Genomic DNA, 20,505 nt, shown 5'->3' on the forward strand with positions numbered 1-20,505 from the left:
TATTTGTATTACAAAATGAAGTTTTCGCTAAAACTGTGTATAATTTGCGCCCTTTAAATATCTATTCACGTGTCGTATTAATGTGGGGTTGTGAGTGAAAGCATTGCTAAAACAGCATGGTGCAATTTTTATTCTTCTAAGTATGCTAACTGGGTTAATGGGAGCATTCGTTAACCCGTTGATGAGCTTATTCATTGTCGAAGGGCTGCAAACACCGCCCGTATATTTGGGTGTTTATATGGTGGCGGTCACCATTACTGGGTTAGTTATTAGTCAGTGGCTAGGTGGCATGGCTGATAAAGGCACCAGTGCGCGTAAGTTATTTATGGTTGCTGTATCAGGTATGGTGTGTGCGTTAGTGACCTTTGCGAATGCCACTGCATTTTGGCAAGTCTTGCTCGCAGGCGTGTTGTTTCTTGCGATGGGCAATGCAGCAATTCCACAAATGATGACCGTGGCAAGACAATGGGCTGGGCGTCAGCAGAACATCGACATCACCAGTTTTAATTCGCGTTTACGTGCTGCTATTTCCTTTGCTTGGGTGGGCGGCCCGCCGCTTGGTTATTTGTTAGCTGCGGGAGGCGAGTTTAGCCGCTCGTTCTACTTTGCTGCGGTGTGTGCCTTGGTTGCGCTAATCTTCGCATTTAAGTTTATTCCTGACTACAGCGCTAAAAAAGCACAACACGCTTTAGAGCCAGCAGAAGCAACAAGTTTATCATTTTGGTTGCTAGGCTTAGCTATTATGCTTGGTTCAACGGGCAATATTATGTATTCATCAGCACTGCCGCTTTATAGCATTACAGAACTAGGATTTGCAGAACATACCCCAGGGCTGTTTATGGGGGTAGTGGCACTGTTAGAAATTCCTATCATGCTGTATGGAGCAAAGCTTGCTAAAAAATACAGTAAAGTCTCGATGCTTGCCCTCGCATTTTGTTGTGCCATTGTATTTTATTTAGGGGTGTTTTTTGCTACTCAAGTGTGGCATTTAATCGCGCTGCAAGTTTTAAATGGGCTGTTTTACGGTGTTTTCGCGGGTATTGGCTTAACCGTATTACAAGATCAGCTCCCCGAACGAATAGGGTTTACCTCAGCGTTTTATACCAACGCAATTAAACTCGGCGTTATGTGTGGGGCAGGGGTAACAGGGGTTATTGCACAGTTTTATAGTTTTAGATTCGCAACCCTTGGTTCTATGCTAGCTGCAAGCTTGGCACTAGGGTGTTTGTTGTTGTTTAGCTATGTGAAGCGTCAAGAGCAGCAAGGAGCTGTTATGCCAGTGCGACAAGAAGGCCTAGTTGAGTAATTAGCTTAAATAGATAAAAGACCGAGCATCTGTGAAATGACCCCCAATAGTTGGACATTCCAATTACTGGGGGGTAATTATGAGTAACTACCCATTAGCGAGTTGATCAAGTAAATTCATCACATGTTCACTGGCTGCTTCCATCTTATTAATGTGATTAATCGCTGCGTCTTTATTGCCAGTTTGCAGCATGACTAATGCTTCAACACCATTGCGATGAACTTCACGATGTGGCTCTTCTAATTGACGAAATGCGTTATGTTGTTTGAAGCCATTTGATTGCTCTGAATTCTACCATTTGCCTAATCGGCACATAGTATGGTCTGAAAAGTCATCAATCGACTTGTTACTTGTGCCATTAGCAACCGCATAGACTTCACCTTTCCAAACAATGTGATCTAGTTTTACGGTTTGCACAAATGAGCGTGTGGCTGCATTAATAATGGTTTCTTTCATCGAATCACAGTGGCTCATGATTGAACCATAGTCATTGTTTAGCGTATCAAAACTTGTTGAAAGCTGAGTGTTGTTTTGCTGGATATCTTCAACCGAGGTCACTGTTTCGCTGGTTTTGTTGATGATCTCCTTTACTAGATCAGACACTTCTTGTGCTGATTTATTGGTGTTGGTTGCAAGCGTACGCACTTCGTCGGCAACAACGCTAAACCCACGACCAGCCTCACCCGCACGGGCAGCTTCAATCGCAGCGTTAAGCGCGAGTAAGTTGGTTTGATCAGAAATCTTAGAAATGGTTGATACAAAGGTATTGATGCTATCCGCCATATCAGATAGGCCGGTAATGTTACTGGTCATACTGCCCATTTTGCTCGCCATACTCGCCATTTCACTGACAATATGTTGCAGAGCGTTATTCGAGTCGTTTAGTAGTTGGCTTATTTGTAAAGTAACTTGGCTTTCTTCTTCGATAACAAGGTATGAGTCGAGTACAGTTTGGCGTACGCCCTCAATTTGCGTGATACATTCAATCGAACTATTTAATAAGTTGGCAAGGAACAGTTGGTCTGCATCATCAGCTTGCTGATGTAATTTTGCTTCTAAGCGTTCGTTTTCGTCACGTAATACGTGATTGTCGGCTTTAAGTGCCTCAACTTCAGCTAATAGCGCGTTGTATTGATCTTGGAGTAAAGAGTGGCTTTTGCTAGAGACAAACATGTATGTTCCTAATTCATATGGTTGATACTTCTTGCACAAGTTGATTATAGATCAAAGTATTAACTTATTATCAATGTTTTTGTTAGAAAGAGAGTAATTAAGAGTATTTGATTAAGTGAAGTGGAAAAGCTGGTTATTAAAGCGGAAAAGCCCAGTAAATACTGGGCTAAAACGAGGGAGGAGCGTGATTAATAAAAAGAATATTTTAAAGTAAGCGACGTTGTACGGCCGTTAATAGTACGGGCACGGATAATGTTGTTATCTGGTACTGAGCCTTCTTCTGCTTCTGTGATACCTACGGTGTCGAACAGGTTGTTCACGTTAAGCGAAAGGCTTAAGTTTTCAGATAGATTGTAACTTACAAAACCATTCACTTGTGTATAGCCATCAAATTTAAGGTCGTTACTGTCTTGTGCGTAAGCATCCGTTGTACCAATAAAGCTTAGACCAGCAGCACCTTTGTCAAAATTGTAAGTTGCCATTAGTGAGTAGATTAGGTCAGCTTGACGACGTGGTGTATTACCGACTAACTCTGGCGATAATGCATCTTTAGCAATTTCTGCGTCTGTCCAAGTAAAATTACCACGGAAATCCCAATCACCAAGGTAGTAGGTTGATTCAACCTCAATACCTTTCGCTTCGTACTCGCGGTCAAAGAACTTTTGTGATGTCGCTTCAAAGTTTTGCTCTTCAGTTTCTGCGTAAAATGCTGTTGCAAATACTGATAGTGAATCAAAACGTTTTTTCACACCGATTTCGTATTGGTTTACTTCATCAATTGCATCCGCTTCGGCAACCGAACCATTTGCTTCTACTTTACCAAATAATAAGCGGTCTGCATTCGCGCGGCCGCCTTTACTTAAACGGGCAAATGTCGCAAAGCTTGGATCAATTTGGTAGTTCGCACCAATTGAGTATGAGCTGTAGTGCCAGTCGTAGTTAACAATGCTTGGGTTCGCGTTATCAATACCAACAACACTTTGCTCAGGAATTGAGATGGTACCGTCGCCATTCATATCAATAGTAGATGTTACTGCACCTGCGTAGTTACCGCGTGCTTCACCTGAATCATACCGAGCACTTGCATCAATGCTTAAATCGCCAAATTTAGTGGCTAAGTTAATGTAAGGTGCGCGTGTTTCGTATTCAGTATCGTAGTTACGTTGACAGCAGTTACCCCAGTAAGGTGTACCATAAGCGTACAAGCCATTATCTGAATAGCTGTCGCCATTCGCAGCGTAAACGTCAAGTAATGCAGCGTTGTCGCCTTTTAGCTCCATAACATATGAGTTCCAAAGCCACGACATATCAATCGATTGGCTTGATGCAAAGTAACCAAAGGTAACGCTAGTGTCATCAGAGAACGACTTAGTCAGCTTAAGGTCATTAACAATTGAACCCATGTCGTTTAGCGTTACATCGAATGTATGAATACGCATTGCTAAATCGTCATCGCCATAGGCTTCGCCTGCTGAACCACCATTTGCATAAACAAGCGATGCACCATCACCAGCAATACTAGAAGCGATAGAGCTTGCAGATGCAACTTCAGCTGGAATAAGAGAAATAAAGTTACCGCTTACTGATGATGTTCTGAAGCGGTTTTCGATGCGCCAGTCGTTTTCTAAATCAAATGCCGCTTCAAAACCTACTGAGGTAACAACTGGGTTCATACCGTCGGTCATATCGCCTGTACTGATTTGGTTATCACCATTTAAACGCAGAGTTTGTGTGAAAAGAGCAGAATGCGGCGTATCTGATTGCGCATCAAAACCTGGGATTGAGTCACCATTTGAATACATAGGCATAGGGAGGTAACCTACGCTTTTATCATCGAGGTGTTTAAAGTAAACACGCACATAACCGGCATCAAATTCTTTCGTTAGGTTTGCCTTAATTTGCCCACCTTTATTTGATGTATATCCTGTATCACGAGGGCCTTCACCTTGGCGAACAAAGCCACCAATGTGATAGCGCACGCTGTCGTTTAGGTACGTACCATACTCAAAGTCTGTACGAATTGAGTCATAATCAAGGCCAACCGTTGTTGATACACTACCTGATTCGTTCTCACCTGTTTTTGAAATAAAGTTGATAATACCACCTGGGGCATCACTTGCTGCTGTCGACGCTGAGCCACCACGGATTGATTCAACACTTTGTACTGTTGAATCTAAGCGCATGAAGATATCTGCGTTACCAAAGGCAATATCGCCAAACTGCATAACAGGTAAGCCATCTTCTTGTAGTTGCAAGAATTTAGCACCGCCCGATGCAACCGGTAAGCCACGTACCGCGATATTCGCGTTACCTTCACCACCTGTTGATTCTGAACGAACACCTGGAATAGTTCTGAATGCTTCTGCGGTAGAGCGTGGTGTTGATACTTCAATTTCAGCTAATGTCACACTGCTAACCGATGAGCTTGATGCCATGATGCTTGTGCGGCGTGGTACACCTGTTACAACGATTGTTTCAAGGCCGCTTTTTTTGGCCTCCGGTTGTGCTTGCTCTTCGGCGTGTAAGTTTTGGTTTATTGCTAATGCAAGCGCGCTTAATGTGTAAAGGGCATGTTTGTGTGTTGTCATAATGTGCCTCGTCTCAATCCCAGATGATTTGTTGTCTAAATTGCTATCTTAATCGATTAAGTAAAGATAACAATAATTTTACACAGTGCAAGTCTTTTTAGTGAAAAATTGCACAATTTATGTTCGATAATTGATTTTTAACGATTTTTAATTAGTGGCTTAATGCACTGTGCTGCGCTAACGCTTGTTCAGCAGGGTTACGTAAGTAGTTATATAGCATGGCTAAAAACAGTAAACATGCGAAGCCTGTTGCGAGATAAAAGCCGTAACGAATGTGGCCAAAGTAGTCACTGATCACACCCATTAATAATGGGCCTGCAGCAGCCGAAAGGGCGGTAAAAAACAAAATTACCCCAGCTACCGCACCGTGCTGTTGAACGGCAAAACAAGAAATGCCTTTCGAGTTTAAAGTTGGGTAGATCATCGACATGAACAGCCCTGATAAGGGGAGTAAGAAGACCGCCCAATCAACGCCACCGAAGATTAAGCCTAAATAACACAGTGCGATACCTAAGCTTAAATACAGCATCGCCGCTTGCCAGCTTAAGTGATTTAACAGCCACACCGCTAAGAAACGCCCCGCAGCGCGTAAAATGAAAAATAAAGTCAGTGCATAGGTTGCCAGCAATTGCCACGGGCCAGTGTAGTCGCCAAGCAGAGTAGGCATCCATACGTATATTGCCACTTCGGTTGCAACATAAAGAGCAATCGCTAACGAAAAGCCAAGTGCATAAGGATTTTTCATCATGCTCATGGTGGTTGCAAGAGAGGCAGGTTTTGCGTGTTCTTCAAGCTCTTTAGGTTTAGGGTAATCTGCACGCCAAGCAATTAAGGTTAGAACTAAGCATAAAACTCCAGCAATAACATAAAGGTATGTCCAGCTTACTTGTTGGGTGATCAAAAAGCTGACAAGCGCAGGCCCTACAATGGCGCCAACACCAAAGAAGCCTTCGACCAAATTCATGGTTTTTGTATGCTCTAAATTGTTTTTAGAAATATCACCTAACAGCGCTAAAGCACCGGTTTTAAATAGTCCAATTGCAAGACCAATACAGCTAAGCAGCACTACAAATATGCTAAAACTACTGCTAACGGTAAACAGAAAACAGCAAATAGTGAAGATGCCGAGTCCCAGTATGATGGTTTGCTTGCGCCCAAAACTGTCGGCCAAAAAACCTAAAAATAAGCCACTAAAAGCAATAAGTGCCATAGGCGCATAATGAAAGGCACTGGCTTGAGTCATGGTTAAGTTAAATTCATTGATAAGCTCAGGAATGATCATACCAACCGCATCAGAGGTCATCGCAAACATAAAAAACATCATGTATGTCAGCCATCTAATGGTTTGCAAAGGATCGTGTGTTCTATTCATTGTTGTATCCCCACCGAAAGGTCTGCGCCTTTACTATGTATATTAGTGTATAAAAACGATAAAAACTGCTTGAATAATTTGCTGTCGTGGTTAAAGATATATCTTAATCGATTAAGTTTCAACTTGGTATTAACAATTATGATCAACAATAAAGTGCAATTAATCACCTACGCAGACCGTATTACTGGTCAAGGTATTGATGAATTAAGTAATTTATTAAATGGCCCACTTAACAATGTGTTTGCAGGTGTACATTTGTTGCCATTTTATAACCCGATTGATGGCAGTGATGCTGGCTTTGATCCTATTGATCATAGTGAAGTCGACTCGCGTCTTGGTAGCTGGGACAATATTTACGTGCTTGGTGCAAACTATGACTTAATGGCTGACTTAATTGTTAATCATGTTTCAGCACAATCTTTCCAATTTAAAGATGTACTCGCGAAAGGCAAGCAATCTGAATTTTGGGAGTTATTTTTAACTAAAGACGATGTATTCCCAAATGGCATGTCTGAGGCTGAGCAACAAGCGATTTACCGTCCACGTCCGGGTAGCTGCTTTACACCTATTGCGTGTGGCGATGGCCAAACCTATGATTTTTGGACCACATTTACCGAAAACCAAATTGATATTAATGTGAAATCAACGGCGGGTATCGAGTATTTAAATACGGTGCTTGGCAAATTTGCTGATAATAATGTCAACATTATTCGTTTAGATGCGGCAGGCTATGCGATCAAAGAAGCTGGCACAAACTGCTTTATGTTGGATGAAACCTTTGAGTATTTAAATAAGCTTTCGGCGCAAGCAAATGAAGCAGGTATGGAAACTATTGCCGAGATCCATAGCCATTTCCAAACTCAGATTGAAGTCGCAAAGCGTGTAAATATGGTTTATGACTTTGCTTTACCTCCACTTATTTTACACAGCTTGTTTAGCAATGATGCGCAAGCCTTATTGAACTGGCTAACCATTTCGCCGCGTAACTGTTTAACGGTACTCGATACCCACGATGGCATTGGCATCATTGACGCAGGCCCAATGGGTGATAAACCGGGTTTATTAAATGCAGCAGAAATTGATAACTTGGTTGAAACCATTCATGAAAAGAGTGAAGGGCAAAGCCGCCTAGCAACCGGTGCAGCAGCAAGTAATGTCGATTTATATCAAGTAAACTGCACTTACTACAATGCCTTGGGTGCGGATGACTTTGATTACTTATTAGCGCGTGCAATTCAGTTCTTCGCGCCAGGTATTCCGCAAGTTTATTATGGTGGCCTGTTCGCTTGTGAAAACGATATGGAATTACTGGCTCGTACCAATGTAGGTCGTGATATCAATCGCCCTTACTTAAATGCACAAGACATTGATGCTGCGCTTGCTAAACCTGTGGTGAAAGGTTTAATTAAGCTGATTCAATTACGTAATGAGCACCCAGCATTTAACGGTGAGTTTATTGCTAAAGGTGAAGGCAGTGTGTGCCGTTTAAGCTGGCATGATGATGCCAGCTCAATCGAGTTAAAAGTTGACTTTGCTAGCCGTGAAGTGATTATTGTTGATCATCGCGATGGCGAACAAAGCATTGTTGATTTGGCTGACCTTTTAGCTTAACTACTTTGACCCAATTGCAGTTGGTAGTCGATTTCGGCTGTTTGCTGCTCTTTCGATAAAAACAAGGTCGCTGCAATGCGGCCTTTTTCTTCGCTATTTTGATGGACAGTGGTGAGTTTTGGCACAAATCGTTGGCCTTCATCGATGCCATCAAAGCCAACAATCCTGACATCTTCAGGAATAGATAAGCCCATTTTTAATGCTTCGCGCATGGCGGCAAGGGCGATTAAATCACTCATGCACAACAACACGTTTGGCCTTGGTGTGCTGCTAAGCGCCTCTTTAGCGGCAATGCTAGCAAAGCGTTCGCTGCTTTCTGGAATATTCCATGTTCTATCATCGCCAAGGGTAACACCAGCATCGCTGATTGCTTGGTGATAACCGCGCAGTCGTTGATGAGCAATAGACTGACCCGCTTCAAACTCATGATGTTCGTATACTCGGCATAATACGTCGTTATCGAGTAAACGCAGGCCTAAAATGGCAACCCGATCATCATTTTTTTGTAGTGCATGTTTGGCAATATCGAAACTGGCTTGTTGGTTGTTTACGTTTACTGAGGCATCGCGACCAATATTAAAATCAACCGTTACCACATGTTTTGCGACCTGTTTTAATTGTTCCACAAGTTGCTTGTTACGAGGGCGACCATAACAAATAAAGCCATCAACAAAATCGACCACGCTATTAAGGTTATCGCTGTTACCAGAAAATAATAAAAGGTTAATACCATTTTTTTCGAGTACCGCCGATACACCCCGCATAAAACTGCTAGCAACTGGATCTGACACCATATATTCAACGCTGTCTGGCAATACTAAAGCAACAATATTAAAGGTGCCTCGGCGTAATGATTGCGCCGCCTTGTTAGGACCAAAATAGCCGAGCTTTTTACAGGCCGCCAAAATCTCTTCGCGGCGTGCTTTCGATAATTGATCAGGACGATTAAACGCATTTGATACGGTGGCGTTTGAAACGCCTAACTCTTGGGCAATACTTTTCAGCGTCCAGCTTTTTGGCTTTGTCATTGTCGGTTCTTAATCGATTCACTTAATGGTAAATTACCATATAAAGAGTCGAAAAAAAGTGTTTTTAGTCATTAAATTAGGCGTACCATAAGAGAATGAGTTCGAGTATGAGAAAAAGGCGAATAGCGAGTGATTTCTAAGTTACCAAAATGGGTTGAGATTGGCGCATTTATTTTGGCGCTGGTGGCTGGGTGCGTAAATGCAGTTGGTTTACTTAGCTTTGAGCATCAAGCTGTATCGCATTTATCGGGGACTGCCACCTTGCTTGGCGCAGATCTTATGCAAGGTAATAGCCTTGATGCTTTGCATTTATTTGGTGTATTACTGTCATTTTTAGTCGGATCTGGTATTGCTGGGTTTTTACTGCATAGCTCAGCACTTAAACTAGGTCGTCATTACGACACGGCATTATTGATTGAGGCAGGGCTTTTATTGGGTGCACTTTGGTTACTGTTTAATGGCTCTGGCTACGGACACTTTTTAGCCTCTGCGGCATGTGGGCTACAAAATGCCTTGGCAACAACTTACAGTGGCGCAATTGTTCGTACCACCCATGTGACAGGTATCTTTACTGATTTAGGTATCATGTTTGGTCGGGTTTTACGTGGTGAGGCGCTTGATAAACGTAAGGCTAAACTGTTCGGTCTAATTATTATTGGGTTTATTTTTGGTGGCTTAGCGGGGGCATGGTTATTTGCAAAATTGAGCTTTGCGGCGCTTTATGTACCAAGTGCTATTTGTATTTTACTCGCCTTAACCTATCGCGTTTATTCTCATCGCAATCCAGAGCTTAATGATTAGCGATACTCTTAGGTGTTGCGCCAAAGGCTTGTTTAAACACACGGCTAAAATGACTCGGGTTATTAAACCCTAATTGATAGCAAACTTGGCTAATCGCCTCACCTTTTTCGAGCAGTTTATACGCTTTTTGTAAGCGTAGTTGTTGTTGCCAAAGAGCAGGTGTAACACCAAATGCCAGCTTAAATTGCTGATAAAACTTACTACGGCTCATACAGGCAATCTTGCATAACACATCAATATCAATATTCTCAGCAAGATGTTGTTCTAGGTAGCTAATTACTTGGCTCAGTGGGGTTGCAAGTTTACCTTGCTTGCAGCTTGCGATCATCAAATCTCGGCTTTGTTGCTGTAGCAAGCGGGTTATTAGCTCATTGAGTGATAAATCAATTAAGTAATCTCGGTGTTGTTCATTTTCGCTAAACAGGGTGATCATCCGTTCAAGCAGTTGTTGAGTTTGTAAGTTATGCTGGGTATGCACCAACTTCGCTTGATATTGGAAAAAGTCATCCTGGGTAATTTGTTGATTAAAATTAAGAGCATCAACTACTTGGCTGATTTTATCGGTACTGATTTCAATCGCTAAACAGGTTGTTGGTTGATTAAGAGACGCATTAGGAAAATCGATTAGCACCCCTTGCTCTGGGGCAAGTACAAATGACTGATTAGGTAAAAACTCTTTATGATAGTCACTGTCGGCAACATGCATGATTTTTTTACCGCTGATCATGCCACAGAACAGTAATTCAGTGGAATGTAGCGCCACTTTTTGCGCGTCTAAATAGGTGTCGTAAATACTTAATTCAGCGTGCTCCCCAGCAAAGCTTACTTTATTTTCAATAAGCACATCAATACGTTGGCGTTTTTTATTTGAGCGACTATTGGTGATTGATGTGTTCATTGTTGCCTCACTTTTCCTTATTTATGGACAGATAGTCAAAAAGTCTGGACTGAGAATCAAGTGCATTTTGTGTAACTGGGCTAACGTAAATCGTTAGCGGTTAAATAAACAATAACTCACCGCTTAAATAAAATACAACAATTTGAAGAGAGAGCACATTATGATCTATGCAAATCCAGGTAGCGAAGGCGCTAAAGTCAATTTTAAGGCCCAGTACGAAAATTATATTGGTGGCCAATGGGTCGCTCCAGTAAAGGGGGAGTATTTTGAAAACATTAGCCCAGTGAATGGTAAAGTGTTTTGTAAAATACCTCGCTCATCAAAAGAAGATATCGAACTGGCACTTGATAAAGCCCATGATGCAAAAGCCGCATGGGGAACAACATCGGTCACCGAGCGCAGCAATATCTTGTTAAAAATAGCTGACCGCATTGAACAGAATTTAGAAATGCTGGCGGTTGCAGAAACCTGGGATAACGGTAAAGCAATTCGTGAAACACTTGCGGCAGACGTGCCTTTAGCGGCTGATCATTTTCGCTATTTTGCAGGCTGTGTGCGGGCTCAAGAAGGCTCAATTGGCGAGATAGACGAAACCACCGTTGCCTATCATTTTCATGAGCCACTGGGTGTAGTAGGGCAAATTATTCCTTGGAACTTCCCATTGTTAATGGCTGCGTGGAAGCTTGCACCTGCCCTTGCTGCAGGTAACTGTGTGATTTTAAAGCCAGCTGAGCAAACCCCTGCATCAATTTTAGTGTTACTTGAAGTGATTGGTGATTTATTACCAGCGGGTGTTTTAAATGTTGTAAACGGTTATGGTAAAGAAGCGGGTGAAGCGCTGGCAACAAGTCCACGTATTGCAAAAATTGCTTTTACAGGTTCAACGCCGGTGGGGTCACATATCTTAAAATGCGCCGCTGACAATATTATTCCATCAACGGTCGAGTTAGGTGGTAAATCGCCAAATATCTTCTTTAACGATGTAATGGAAAAAGACGATGAGTTTTTGAGTAAGGCCATTGAAGGGGCTGTACTTGCGTACTTTAACCAAGGTGAAGTGTGTACGTGCCCATCGCGTTTATTTATTCAAGAAGATATTTACGAGCAATTTATTGAACGTGTACTTGCTCGCACCTTACAAATTAAACGTGGTAACCCACTTGATACTGAAACCATGGTAGGTGCGCAAGCATCACAAGCTCAGTTTGACAAGATTCTAAGCTACATTGAGATTGGTAAAAAAGAAGGTGCTGAAGTGCTCGCTGGTGGTGAAGTCGAGCAATTGTCGGATGAGTTTAACGGCGGTTACTATATTCAACCAACCCTGCTTAAAGGCACTAACGATATGCGCGTGTTCCAAGAAGAGATTTTTGGTCCCGTTATTTCAATGTCGACTTTTAAAGATGAAGACGAAGCGCTAGCACTTGCTAATAGCTCAGAGTTTGGTTTAGGTGCTGGTGTGTGGAGTCGAAACATGAACCGTGCTTATCACTTTGGTCGTAAGATTGAAGCGGGCCGAGTGTGGACCAACTGTTATCACATGTATCCTGCGCATGCTGCATTTGGTGGTTATAAAAAATCAGGCATTGGCCGTGAAACTCATAAGCTCGCCCTTGATCATTACCAACAAACGAAAAACCTATTAGTTAGTTACAGCGAAAACCCGTTAGGCTTCTTTTAAATTCCCTTTCTTATTGTTGTCGAAGCTAACCAAACGCCACCTATATGTGGCGTTTTTTCTAAATAAGTTATTTGAATGGCATGCTTAATAGTGTTGTTAAACATGTATTTTGCTTTGTCGCTTTATATTGGCTCAAACCAATGTCTTGCAAGTCATCGCCCTTTATTGCCACGCTGCGATAGCTTGAAAATAGCTTATCCCACCAAACTAGGCTAAATCCGTAATTACTGTTGGTTTCATCGATGTTTGTACTATGGTGAATGCGGTGCAGTTTCTGGGTAATAATAAATAGGCGTAGGGTTTTTTCTCGCTTTTCAGATAAACAGATATTCGCATGATTGAATAGCGCAAAACCATTAAGTGCAACTTCAAAGATGAGTACGGCTACCGCTGGTACACCAAGCACTGTTATGGCGATGAGTTTAACTAAAATACTCAGGGCAATTTCTATTGGATGAAAACGCAACCCCGTACTGGTATCAACGTGGCAATCAGCATGGTGAACTTTATGGAGCCGCCAGAGTAATGGGACTCGATGGAATAAACGATGCTGCCAGTAAATCAGCATATCTAACATTAATAAACTTAGTGGGATGCTTACCCACAGCGACAGCTCTAAATAGTTAAATAATCCTAGTGCTTGCTGGTGATTAAAATCAGCAAGGGCGGTAAGACTTACCGGCACCACTAAACGTGCAATGATAGAAGATACAATGACTAATGAAAAATTACCAAACCAGCGATACCTTGCTGCAATAGGCGATAATCTTGCAGGTTTTTTCCATTCAAGTAACATCATAATGATTAATATGCTGAGAAAGCAGCCAACTCGCCAATATAGTTCATTTGTCATTGTTTAGCTCTTGGTGCTTTAGGGTTGAGTAACCACCATAGATGCGTGTAATAATAGTGATGGTACAGGCCACAGCAAATAGGCTAGCTAATACAGGAAAGTAGCTAGGCCATAAACACAGCGCTATAAACAAAGCGATGGTTTCACTCCCTTCGGTTAACCCATTAAGATAATAGAAGCTTTTGTTTTTGAATTGAGGCTTCTCTAGCTGAAACTTCTCAGCAGCAACTGCAAAGGCAAGAAAGCTTGATCCTGTGCCAATAAAACTCACTAGTAAAATTGCGCCAGCAATCGCATTTTGTTGTGGGTCAGCCAAGATAAAACCGAAAGGGATCGCGGCGTAAAATAAAAAGTCGAGAGTAATATCTAAAAAACCACCAGAACTTGAGCTGGTATTGCTATATCGGGCCAGTGCGCCATCCAAACCATCAAATATACGGTTTAAAATGATAGCAGCGAGCGCCAAATTCCATAATTTAAAGGCAATAAAAGGAACGGCAAGTAGGCCTAGAATGAATCCAGTTAAAGTGAGTTGATCAGCCGTTACGCCTCGTTTATCCAATTGCGTAACAATCGGCATTAGTAGCGGTTTTATGACTGGTGTAATGTATCTATCAAGCATAGCGTTTTTCCAAGGTTGCTAAGTTAATAATATTCCCTCTGGCTGCTATGGCATCACTGTGATCATGCGTGACTATAATAGCGGGTAATTGATGTTCTCTGATTTGTTTAAAAACAATGTCACGAACTTCTTGGCGAAGCTCACTATCTAGTTTACTGAAGGGTTCATCAAGAAGGATGGCTTTTGGTTTACTTAATAAAACACGCAGTAGTGCCACACGAGCTTGTTGTCCGCCAGATAAGCTTGCTGGAGAGCGTTTTTCTAAACCACCTAAGCCAACTTTTTCTAAGGCAAGACTCACGTTTTCAAGGTCTTTCTTTTTGCTTAACTTAGGCATAGCAAATGCAATATTGCCCTCAACAGACAGATGTGGGAAGAGTAATGGGTCTTGATAGAGTAAGCCTATGTGACGCAAATGACAGGGAGTATGGGTAATATTTTGTTGGTTTAAGTAGAGATTACCGTGGGCACTAAACGTTGGTGGCAACATACCTGTTAGCCAATTGAGCAAGGTGGACTTTCCACTCCCTGATGGTCCCATAATGCTTAGGATCTCACCACCTTGAATAGATTCATTAAGTGAAAGAAGTGCTGTTTTATTACGCAAAATTGTGAGTTCTTTAATATCTAATGAGGAATACATATTAAGCCTTGTTTTGATATTTATAGACCAGCTTAGGAGTAAGCCAAGCAAGAACAAATGCTAGAGCTGGAAGCAGCATTTGTATGAGTGCGTACACTGAGCTGGTACGCCGACTTGCGCCACTGGCAAGCACCACAGCTTCTGTAGTAATTGTATTTATTTGCCCAGCGCCATTGAGTAACGTAGGTAAATATTGACTAAAACTAATTGCTAAGCCTAATGCAAAGGCGATGCATATAGGGGTAACTAGCATGGGTAATTTTACTTGCCAAAATACCATAGCCGGAGGTTTTCCCAAGCTTGCTGCCAAAGTTGTAAAGCGGGAGTCAAAGCATCTGTAGCTACTTGCCAGTGACAAAAAAACATAAGGAAGTACAAATAGTAGATGGCTAAAGATAACGTTTATATAGGCATGATGACTGTTTATTTGCTCCTGCAACCAAACTAAACCAAATAAAAATGCAACACTAGGAACAAGTAAAGGGAGGTAAATAATAAAGCTGCTGAGGTGAGATAGTGCGTAGGCACGTTGTTGCTCAGCTTCTAATGTTACGAGTACAAGAATGATCGCAATCGCACTGGCAGCAAAGCCAATGTATAACGAATTTAACAGTGCAGGCTGTATATTTGTTAGCGCATTTTGCCAGTGGATGAATACAAGTTGATCAGGCAAAAACGCAGGGAAGCGCCAAAAACCAGCAAATGACCAAAGCACTAAGCCAAGTAAAGATAATAAAATACTCGCGACTAAGATAACCGTTATTATGCGAGTGAAGTGCATAATCGCATTACCTGCATAGTCACGCTTTCTGTTAGTCACATAAAAATAAAACACGCGCTTCACTATTATTTCTAACAGCCACCAAATTATTAATAAAGTGGCGGTGAGCATAAGTTGAGCAATTGCGCCAGCCGAGGCTTTAATACGTAGCGTTAAATCAACGTCGTTAAACCAGTTAATGATAGCAACAGAGAGAGTTGGCGGCGCATTAGGGCCTAAAATTAATGGGATCTCAACACTGGCACTGGCATAGGCCAACACAGCCAAAACAGGAAGGCGAATATAAGTGTATAAATTAGGCAGTACCACTTTAAAAAATGCAGTCATAGGGCAGTAGCCAAAGCTCATGGCAACTTTATGTTGAGCGCGCAACTTTGCACCTAAATCAGCTTGAGCAAATGCAGCTAAGGCCATCAACAATAAAAAGGGAAGCTCTTTTAGCGTAAGCCCCAAAATCATGCTTACCCCCCATATATCATGAGGGAGTAGCCAGTCTGGCGGTAATTCCCAACCAGTTAACCAAGGAGAAAATAGCCGTGAAATAAAACCCGAAGGGGTAATTAAAAAGCTAATCGCAATAGCTGCTGCGGCATGAGGTATAACTAAAATAGGGCCTAATAAGCGTTGAATTCGTTTCAGCCATGGGCTGTTAAAAAAACAAGCGAGAATCAAGATGGTCATTGTAAGTGCCAATAATGTACTAATCAGTGCGCTGCTGGCACTGAGGAATACCATATGACTAAAACCATCAGTTTGTATCAAGGCATTAAAACCCTGCAAAGAGAATTCTTTCATGCCCAAAGCTGGAAGGTAACCAAAAGCAGGTAATAACACACCGATTAGTCCCCCTATAACAGGTATAACTAATAAGGCGACCAAGAGTGTTGGGCTAAGCTTAATTAAGCGCGTGAATGTGTCATGAGTTTTAATCATTACTTACTGTACCGCGGTTGTAGGTGCCATAGCGTAATTGCCATTGTTGGTTTATTAATGTGCTCCAACTTGGATGTGGCTCAGCTAATGCTGGACTTTGATTGTTTGTAGCTAAGCTACTTGGATGGGGGGCTTGTTGACTGAAAAGTGCAGCTTGCTCTTTCGAGAGTAAAGATAAATCAAGCACTGTGTTGTCTCCCCAGTTAGCGGGTTGTTGTTTTTGGGCTTGTGCTTGCACACTTAACATAAAATTGGCGACTAATTTTGCGCTTTCGCTGTGGCTTGCGTTATACGCAATAGCAACAAAGTGTGTATTACTTAAGCTGCCGTCATGCATTGCGTAACTTCTAGTCGCTAGGGGTAAATCATATCGTTCAACAGCGGCCGGTATTTCTGCGGCTGAAAATGTGAGTGATAAGCTAAGCTCCATATCGCTTACCAAGCGCTTTAATGCTGCGCTGTTTTGTACAAAAAAAGTACCTTTTCGCCATAAGGTTGGGTGTAATTCGTCTAGGTATTGCCATAAAGCGGGTAATAACTGTGCTGCACTTTTTTCAGTGGCAGGTTGATAAAGTAAGCTGCGTTGCTCTGTCGGTGTTAAGTTAATAAGCGCATATTTTAAAAAACTCACCCCGATAAAGTCGGGAGGTTTCGAATACGTAAAGCGACCTTTATTTTTTGTACTCCAGTTTAAAAGCTGTTTTAGGTTTTTAGGGGGATGAATAACGGTTTTACTATCATAATAAAACGTGAGTGAGGCTTGCCCCAAAGGTGATTCCATACCTTGCGTAGGTAATCCAAAATCGTGAGTTACAGCAGGGTTTTTTGTCGGATTTGTTAGGTAGAAATTGGGAAGTTTAGTTGCCCAATCTGTTTTTAATAAACCGTGTTTACTCATAGCGGCAAAATTAGCACCATTAATCCATATAAGATCTACTTTACCTTGGGTGTGGTTACCGGCTGACTTTTCTGCAAGCACTCGGCTTACCGCTTCACTGGTGTCTGCAAGTTTAATGTGAACTAAGTCAATGTTGTACTGCTGCTTAACCTGCTCACCAAGCCACTGAATGTAGCTATTAATCTGTGCATCACCACCCCAAGCATGAAAGTAAACAGGTTTATTTACCCCTTCATTTACTGTTGTTTGCCAGCTTTGAGCATGGCCTAAAACCGAATAAGCCATGCTTGCTAAAAACAATAAAAAACGAATAAATGTGGGTTGATCATTGAGTATCATTAAGTGCCCAATCGTAATCTAAAAACTTAATAGCCACCGTGTTTGCTTTTATTTTAGCTATCTGATTATTTGTTAAATTTAATGCGTCTGAGTAAAGCAATATAAATTCACTCAGCGAGTGGGCCCCTCTAAAGCTTTGCTCAAAGTCTTCTTTGTACCACTTAAAAATAGACGATAAGTGAAGTTTATCTCCTTTTATATAGTTGCGCGTTGTGTCTGCTAAAAAGCGTGTTGTGTGCTCTTCTAGCTGTGCATCAAGGTGGGTGGCGTTATAGGCTTCACCACGCAGAGCGGGGCAGCCGATGCTGGCACAATTTACAGCAAAGTGTATGCGTGGTTCTTTATAAGTATCACTCCCTCTGATTAAAGTATGCTCTATGTTATCTAAGCTGCGTGTTTCACCTAATAAAGGGATAAACTCTTTACTCCAAGGAGAGCTAAAAAAGCTGCCAAGCTCTTTTATGGAATCAATTTTTGGATACCGAGTTAAAATAAGCTCAATGGTCCACGCATTATAAGCATTGATTAAAAAGGCCAACTGTTTGGACTTTGGCCATGCGTTAAATTCTGCTTGGCTTACTTGAGAAAGTGCACTTAAGTAGCTGCGCAATTGAGTTTGGTCGGCCTTAAATCCCGCATAATCAACTTGCGTACTCGTAGCGTTATTAATTGCAACGACATGCTTGATAAGTAATGCCTGCCAAGCAGAGTGTAACGATGCTTCTTCTTGGGCTGGGTTATCCTTTGCCATGGCACTATTAATAATAGTAAGTAAAATTAAAAAACCAATAAAGCGTATAAATTTCAGCATATTAACCTCTTCGCCAAGTGTGATACTTTTCAAGTAAGTTGAGTACTTTTTCGGGGGCGTGGGCACGCTTCCACTCGCCTGCAATATATTTATTTCCTTCGGCCCATGTTGGGTAGCTGTGAATAGTGCCAAGTATCTTATTCAGGCCTAGACCATGTTTCATTGCGAGGACAAATTCAGCAATTAAGTCACCCGCATGCTCAGAAACAATAGTGACGCCTAGAATTTTATCTTTACCTTTAGGTGTAATTACTTTGATGAAGCCATTCGTTGCGCTTTCTGTGATGGCACGGTCTAGTTCTGCAAACTCAAAACGAGTTACTTCGTAGTCTAGATTTTGTGATATTGCATCTTGTTCATTGAGCCCAACACGGGCGACTTCAGGGTCGATAAATGTCGTCCAAGGGATAACACGATAATCGACTTTGAACTTTTTAAAGTGGCCAAATAAACCATTAACCGCGGCATACCAACCTTGATGCGCAGCAACATGGGTAAACTGGTATGGACCAACAATATCACCCGCGGCAAAAATATTAGGGTAAAGGGTTTCGAGATAGTCATTGGTTTGAATAGTGCGGTTGGTTTCAATGCCTAACTCTTCAAGGCCGTAACCTGTTAAGCGAGCACTTCGACCCACAGCGCATAGTAACTCATCGTACTCAATGTCGAACTCTTTCTCTTGATGCTGAACAACCAAGTATTTTTTGTTGTTACGAACTTCGCATCGAAGTGCTTGGTGGTTGGTCAATACATTAACGCCACTGCTTTTCAGTGCTTGAGTAGCAAATTCAGAGACTTCTAAATCTTCTTTTATCATGATCCGCTCAGCCATTTCTACTTGTGTGACCTGCGAACCAAGTCGAGCGAAGCTTTGCGCAAGCTCTGAACCAATTGGCCCACCGCCTAACACAACGAGCTTTTTGGGCGGCTCATCTAACTGAGCAAATTTACTCCAAAGCGTATCACTGGTGACATAACCTGCCTCTTCCAAGCCTAGTAAAGGTGGAACAAACGGACGAGCACCCGTAGCAATCACAATTGTTCGTGCACTAAGAGTTTGTTTACCACCTGTGCTTAAAGCAATTTCAACCGTCCATGGATCGATTAATTTTCCATAACCTTTAATAACTTCAACGCCCAGTTTAGTGTATCTTTCAACACTGTCGTGAGGAGCAATATCGGCAATAACTTGGTGTACTCGAGCCATCACCTTTTTGAATGAAAAGGTTGCACTGCTTTTTTCTAAGCCATACTTGTCAGCTTGTTGAAATTGTTCAACAATTTTAGCGCTTTTTATAATCGCTTTACTGGGTACACATCCGTAGTTTAAGCAGTCACCACCCATTTCACCTGCTTCAATTAATGTCACTTTTGCTTTTACGGCAGCTGCTATATAACTGGTTACTAATCCGCCGGCACCGGCACCTATGACAATCATGTTGCGATCAAATTGCTTTGGTTTTGAAAAGTTCTTATAGATTCTGCGCTTTTTGATGGTATTTAATAACGCTTTGGCTATAAAAGGAAAAACACCTAATAGAGTAAAAGATAAAATTAAGTTAAATGATAAGATTCCAGATAAGCTTTCTATCTGCGCTAGTTGTGTACCTGCGTTTACAAAGACAAACGTGCCTGCCAACATGCCTAGCTGACTTACCCAAAAGAAAGTCCAGGCTTTAATCGCCGTTACACCCATTAAAAGGTTAATGAGAAAGAAAGGGAAAATAGGTACAAGGCGTAGCGTAAATAAATAAAAGCTACCTTCTTTTTTAACGCCTGCATCTATGGCTGTAAGGCGCTCTGGGAAACGCAATTTTATTGCGTCACGCAGTAAATAACGAGAAACCAAAAATGCGATTGTTGCACCCACAGTTGAAGCAAATGAAGCGATAAGTAGACCTTCAATGAGGCCGAATAACGCACCTGCTGCCAGCGTTAAAATTGTTGCACCTGGCAGTGACAGTGCAGTAACGACAACATAAAGTAAAAAAAACGCGCCTATCACTAATAGTGGTGATTGTTCACGCCACTGACTAAATTGATCCATCGAACCTTTTAAGCCATTCAGTGTTAATAACTGATGTAAATCGAAATAGAAAAATGCAGTAACGGCAATTAAGACGCCGACGAGTAAGATTATTTTCTTTAACATGAGTAGCCCTAC

Annotated in this window: 16 protein-coding genes; 4 read left to right on the forward strand and 12 right to left on the reverse strand. The window is 41.8% G+C overall.

What is annotated here, in order from left to right:
* The first annotated feature begins 94 nt into the window (after nucleotides 1-94).
* Nucleotides 95-1,306 carry a sugar efflux transporter gene (locus LY624_RS21020; protein ID WP_341804598.1) on the forward strand — a complete coding sequence of 404 codons (1,212 nt, stop codon included), beginning with the start codon at nucleotides 95-97 and terminating at the stop codon, nucleotides 1,304-1,306.
* Between the two features lie 291 nt (nucleotides 1,307-1,597).
* Here the strand turns inward: LY624_RS21020 and LY624_RS21025 are convergent, their stop codons facing one another.
* The 3 genes from LY624_RS21025 to LY624_RS21035 form a co-directional block, all read right to left on the reverse strand.
* Nucleotides 1,598-2,479, reverse strand: a complete 882-nt coding sequence (locus LY624_RS21025; RefSeq protein WP_341804599.1) for a methyl-accepting chemotaxis protein — start codon at nucleotides 2,477-2,479, stop codon at nucleotides 1,598-1,600.
* A gap of 188 nt (nucleotides 2,480-2,667) precedes the next feature.
* Nucleotides 2,668-5,067, reverse strand: coding sequence for a TonB-dependent siderophore receptor (locus tag LY624_RS21030; RefSeq protein ID WP_341804600.1), 2,400 nt, complete (start codon nucleotides 5,065-5,067; stop codon nucleotides 2,668-2,670).
* A gap of 151 nt (nucleotides 5,068-5,218) precedes the next feature.
* Complete coding sequence (locus LY624_RS21035) at nucleotides 5,219-6,439, reverse strand: MFS transporter (protein ID WP_341804601.1); 1,221 nt, start codon at nucleotides 6,437-6,439, stop codon at nucleotides 5,219-5,221.
* A gap of 138 nt (nucleotides 6,440-6,577) precedes the next feature.
* On the opposite strand from LY624_RS21035, the gene gtfA reads away from it, so the two are divergent.
* On the forward strand, nucleotides 6,578-8,050 hold the full coding sequence (gene gtfA / locus LY624_RS21040; protein ID WP_341804602.1) for a sucrose phosphorylase: 1,473 nt from the start codon (nucleotides 6,578-6,580) through the stop codon (nucleotides 8,048-8,050).
* Here the strand turns inward: gtfA and LY624_RS21045 are convergent.
* Complete coding sequence (locus LY624_RS21045) at nucleotides 8,047-9,078, reverse strand: LacI family DNA-binding transcriptional regulator (protein WP_341804603.1); 1,032 nt, start codon at nucleotides 9,076-9,078, stop codon at nucleotides 8,047-8,049. The genes gtfA and LY624_RS21045 overlap by 4 nt on opposite strands.
* A 129-nt stretch (nucleotides 9,079-9,207) precedes the next feature.
* Here LY624_RS21045 and LY624_RS21050 point away from each other — a divergent pair, with 129 nt between their 5' ends.
* Nucleotides 9,208-9,879, forward strand: a complete 672-nt coding sequence (locus LY624_RS21050; RefSeq protein WP_341804604.1) for a YoaK family protein — start codon at nucleotides 9,208-9,210, stop codon at nucleotides 9,877-9,879.
* Here the strand turns inward: LY624_RS21050 and LY624_RS21055 are convergent.
* A complete protein-coding gene (locus LY624_RS21055; protein ID WP_130152418.1) occupies nucleotides 9,869-10,765 on the reverse strand; it encodes an AraC family transcriptional regulator in 897 nt (298 codons plus the stop codon). The genes LY624_RS21050 and LY624_RS21055 overlap by 11 nt on opposite strands.
* 172 nt (nucleotides 10,766-10,937) lie before the next feature.
* Between LY624_RS21055 and exaC the strand changes: the two genes are divergently transcribed.
* The gene (exaC, locus tag LY624_RS21060) at nucleotides 10,938-12,458 is read left to right on the forward strand and encodes an acetaldehyde dehydrogenase ExaC (RefSeq protein WP_341804605.1); all 1,521 of its coding nucleotides are present in this window, start codon (nucleotides 10,938-10,940) and stop codon (nucleotides 12,456-12,458) included.
* A 67-nt stretch (nucleotides 12,459-12,525) separates the two neighbouring features.
* On the opposite strand, the gene LY624_RS21065 is transcribed toward exaC, so the two are convergent.
* The 7 genes from LY624_RS21065 to LY624_RS21095 are packed head-to-tail and all read right to left on the reverse strand — an operon-like array spanning nucleotide 12,526 to nucleotide 20,493.
* Entirely contained in the window at nucleotides 12,526-13,311 is a 786-nt protein-coding gene (locus tag LY624_RS21065) for a sterol desaturase family protein (RefSeq protein WP_341804606.1), read from the reverse strand.
* The gene (locus LY624_RS21070) at nucleotides 13,301-13,933 is read right to left on the reverse strand and encodes a CDP-alcohol phosphatidyltransferase family protein (RefSeq protein ID WP_130151762.1); all 633 of its coding nucleotides are present in this window, start codon (nucleotides 13,931-13,933) and stop codon (nucleotides 13,301-13,303) included. The genes LY624_RS21065 and LY624_RS21070 overlap by 11 nt, the downstream gene beginning before the upstream one ends.
* Nucleotides 13,926-14,576 (reverse strand): ATP-binding cassette domain-containing protein, encoded by a 651-nt coding sequence (locus LY624_RS21075; RefSeq protein ID WP_130151761.1) that lies wholly within the window; start codon nucleotides 14,574-14,576, stop codon nucleotides 13,926-13,928. Before LY624_RS21075 ends, LY624_RS21070 begins: the two co-directional genes overlap by 8 nt.
* A 1-nt stretch (nucleotide 14,577) precedes the next feature.
* A complete protein-coding gene (locus LY624_RS21080) occupies nucleotides 14,578-16,290 on the reverse strand; it encodes an ABC transporter permease (RefSeq protein ID WP_341804607.1) in 1,713 nt (570 codons plus the stop codon).
* Nucleotides 16,283-17,473: an ABC transporter substrate-binding protein gene (locus tag LY624_RS21085; RefSeq protein ID WP_341804890.1), complete on the reverse strand. Its 1,191-nt coding sequence runs from the start codon at nucleotides 17,471-17,473 to the stop codon at nucleotides 16,283-16,285. Before LY624_RS21085 ends, LY624_RS21080 begins: the two co-directional genes overlap by 8 nt.
* A gap of 40 nt (nucleotides 17,474-17,513) precedes the next feature.
* Entirely contained in the window at nucleotides 17,514-18,338 is an 825-nt protein-coding gene (locus tag LY624_RS21090; protein WP_445936750.1) for a DUF547 domain-containing protein, read from the reverse strand.
* A gap of 1 nt (nucleotide 18,339) precedes the next feature.
* Nucleotides 18,340-20,493 carry an FAD-dependent oxidoreductase gene (locus tag LY624_RS21095; RefSeq protein WP_341804608.1) on the reverse strand — a complete coding sequence of 718 codons (2,154 nt, stop codon included), beginning with the start codon at nucleotides 20,491-20,493 and terminating at the stop codon, nucleotides 18,340-18,342.
* Nucleotides 20,494-20,505 lie beyond the last annotated feature (12 nt).

The organism is Pseudoalteromonas sp. N1230-9 (assembly GCF_032716425.1).
GTDB lineage: Bacteria > Pseudomonadota > Gammaproteobacteria > Enterobacterales > Alteromonadaceae > Pseudoalteromonas.

Bases quoted from the DNA above. Each gene is read 5' to 3' on its own strand.
- LY624_RS21035 (WP_341804601.1), bottom strand. From the start codon at position 6,439: ATGAATAGAACACACGATCCTTTGCAAACCATTAGATGGCTGACATAC.
- exaC (WP_341804605.1), top strand. From the start codon at position 10,938: ATGATCTATGCAAATCCAGGTAGCGAAGGCGCTAAAGTCAATTTTAAG.
- LY624_RS21045 (WP_341804603.1), bottom strand. From the start codon at position 9,078: ATGACAAAGCCAAAAAGCTGGACGCTGAAAAGTATTGCCCAAGAGTTA.
- LY624_RS21080 (WP_341804607.1), bottom strand. From the start codon at position 16,290: ATGATTAAAACTCATGACACATTCACGCGCTTAATTAAGCTTAGCCCA.
- LY624_RS21075 (WP_130151761.1), bottom strand. From the start codon at position 14,576: ATGTATTCCTCATTAGATATTAAAGAACTCACAATTTTGCGTAATAAA.
- LY624_RS21065 (WP_341804606.1), bottom strand. From the start codon at position 13,311: ATGACAAATGAACTATATTGGCGAGTTGGCTGCTTTCTCAGCATATTA.
- LY624_RS21095 (WP_341804608.1), bottom strand. From the start codon at position 20,493: ATGTTAAAGAAAATAATCTTACTCGTCGGCGTCTTAATTGCCGTTACT.
- gtfA (WP_341804602.1), top strand. From the start codon at position 6,578: ATGATCAACAATAAAGTGCAATTAATCACCTACGCAGACCGTATTACT.
- LY624_RS21085 (WP_341804890.1), bottom strand. From the start codon at position 17,473: ATGGCTTATTCGGTTTTAGGCCATGCTCAAAGCTGGCAAACAACAGTA.
- LY624_RS21025 (WP_341804599.1), bottom strand. From the start codon at position 2,479: ATGTTTGTCTCTAGCAAAAGCCACTCTTTACTCCAAGATCAATACAAC.
- LY624_RS21030 (WP_341804600.1), bottom strand. From the start codon at position 5,067: ATGACAACACACAAACATGCCCTTTACACATTAAGCGCGCTTGCATTA.
- LY624_RS21090 (WP_445936750.1), bottom strand. From the start codon at position 18,338: ATGCTGAAATTTATACGCTTTATTGGTTTTTTAATTTTACTTACTATT.
- LY624_RS21070 (WP_130151762.1), bottom strand. From the start codon at position 13,933: ATGCTTGATAGATACATTACACCAGTCATAAAACCGCTACTAATGCCG.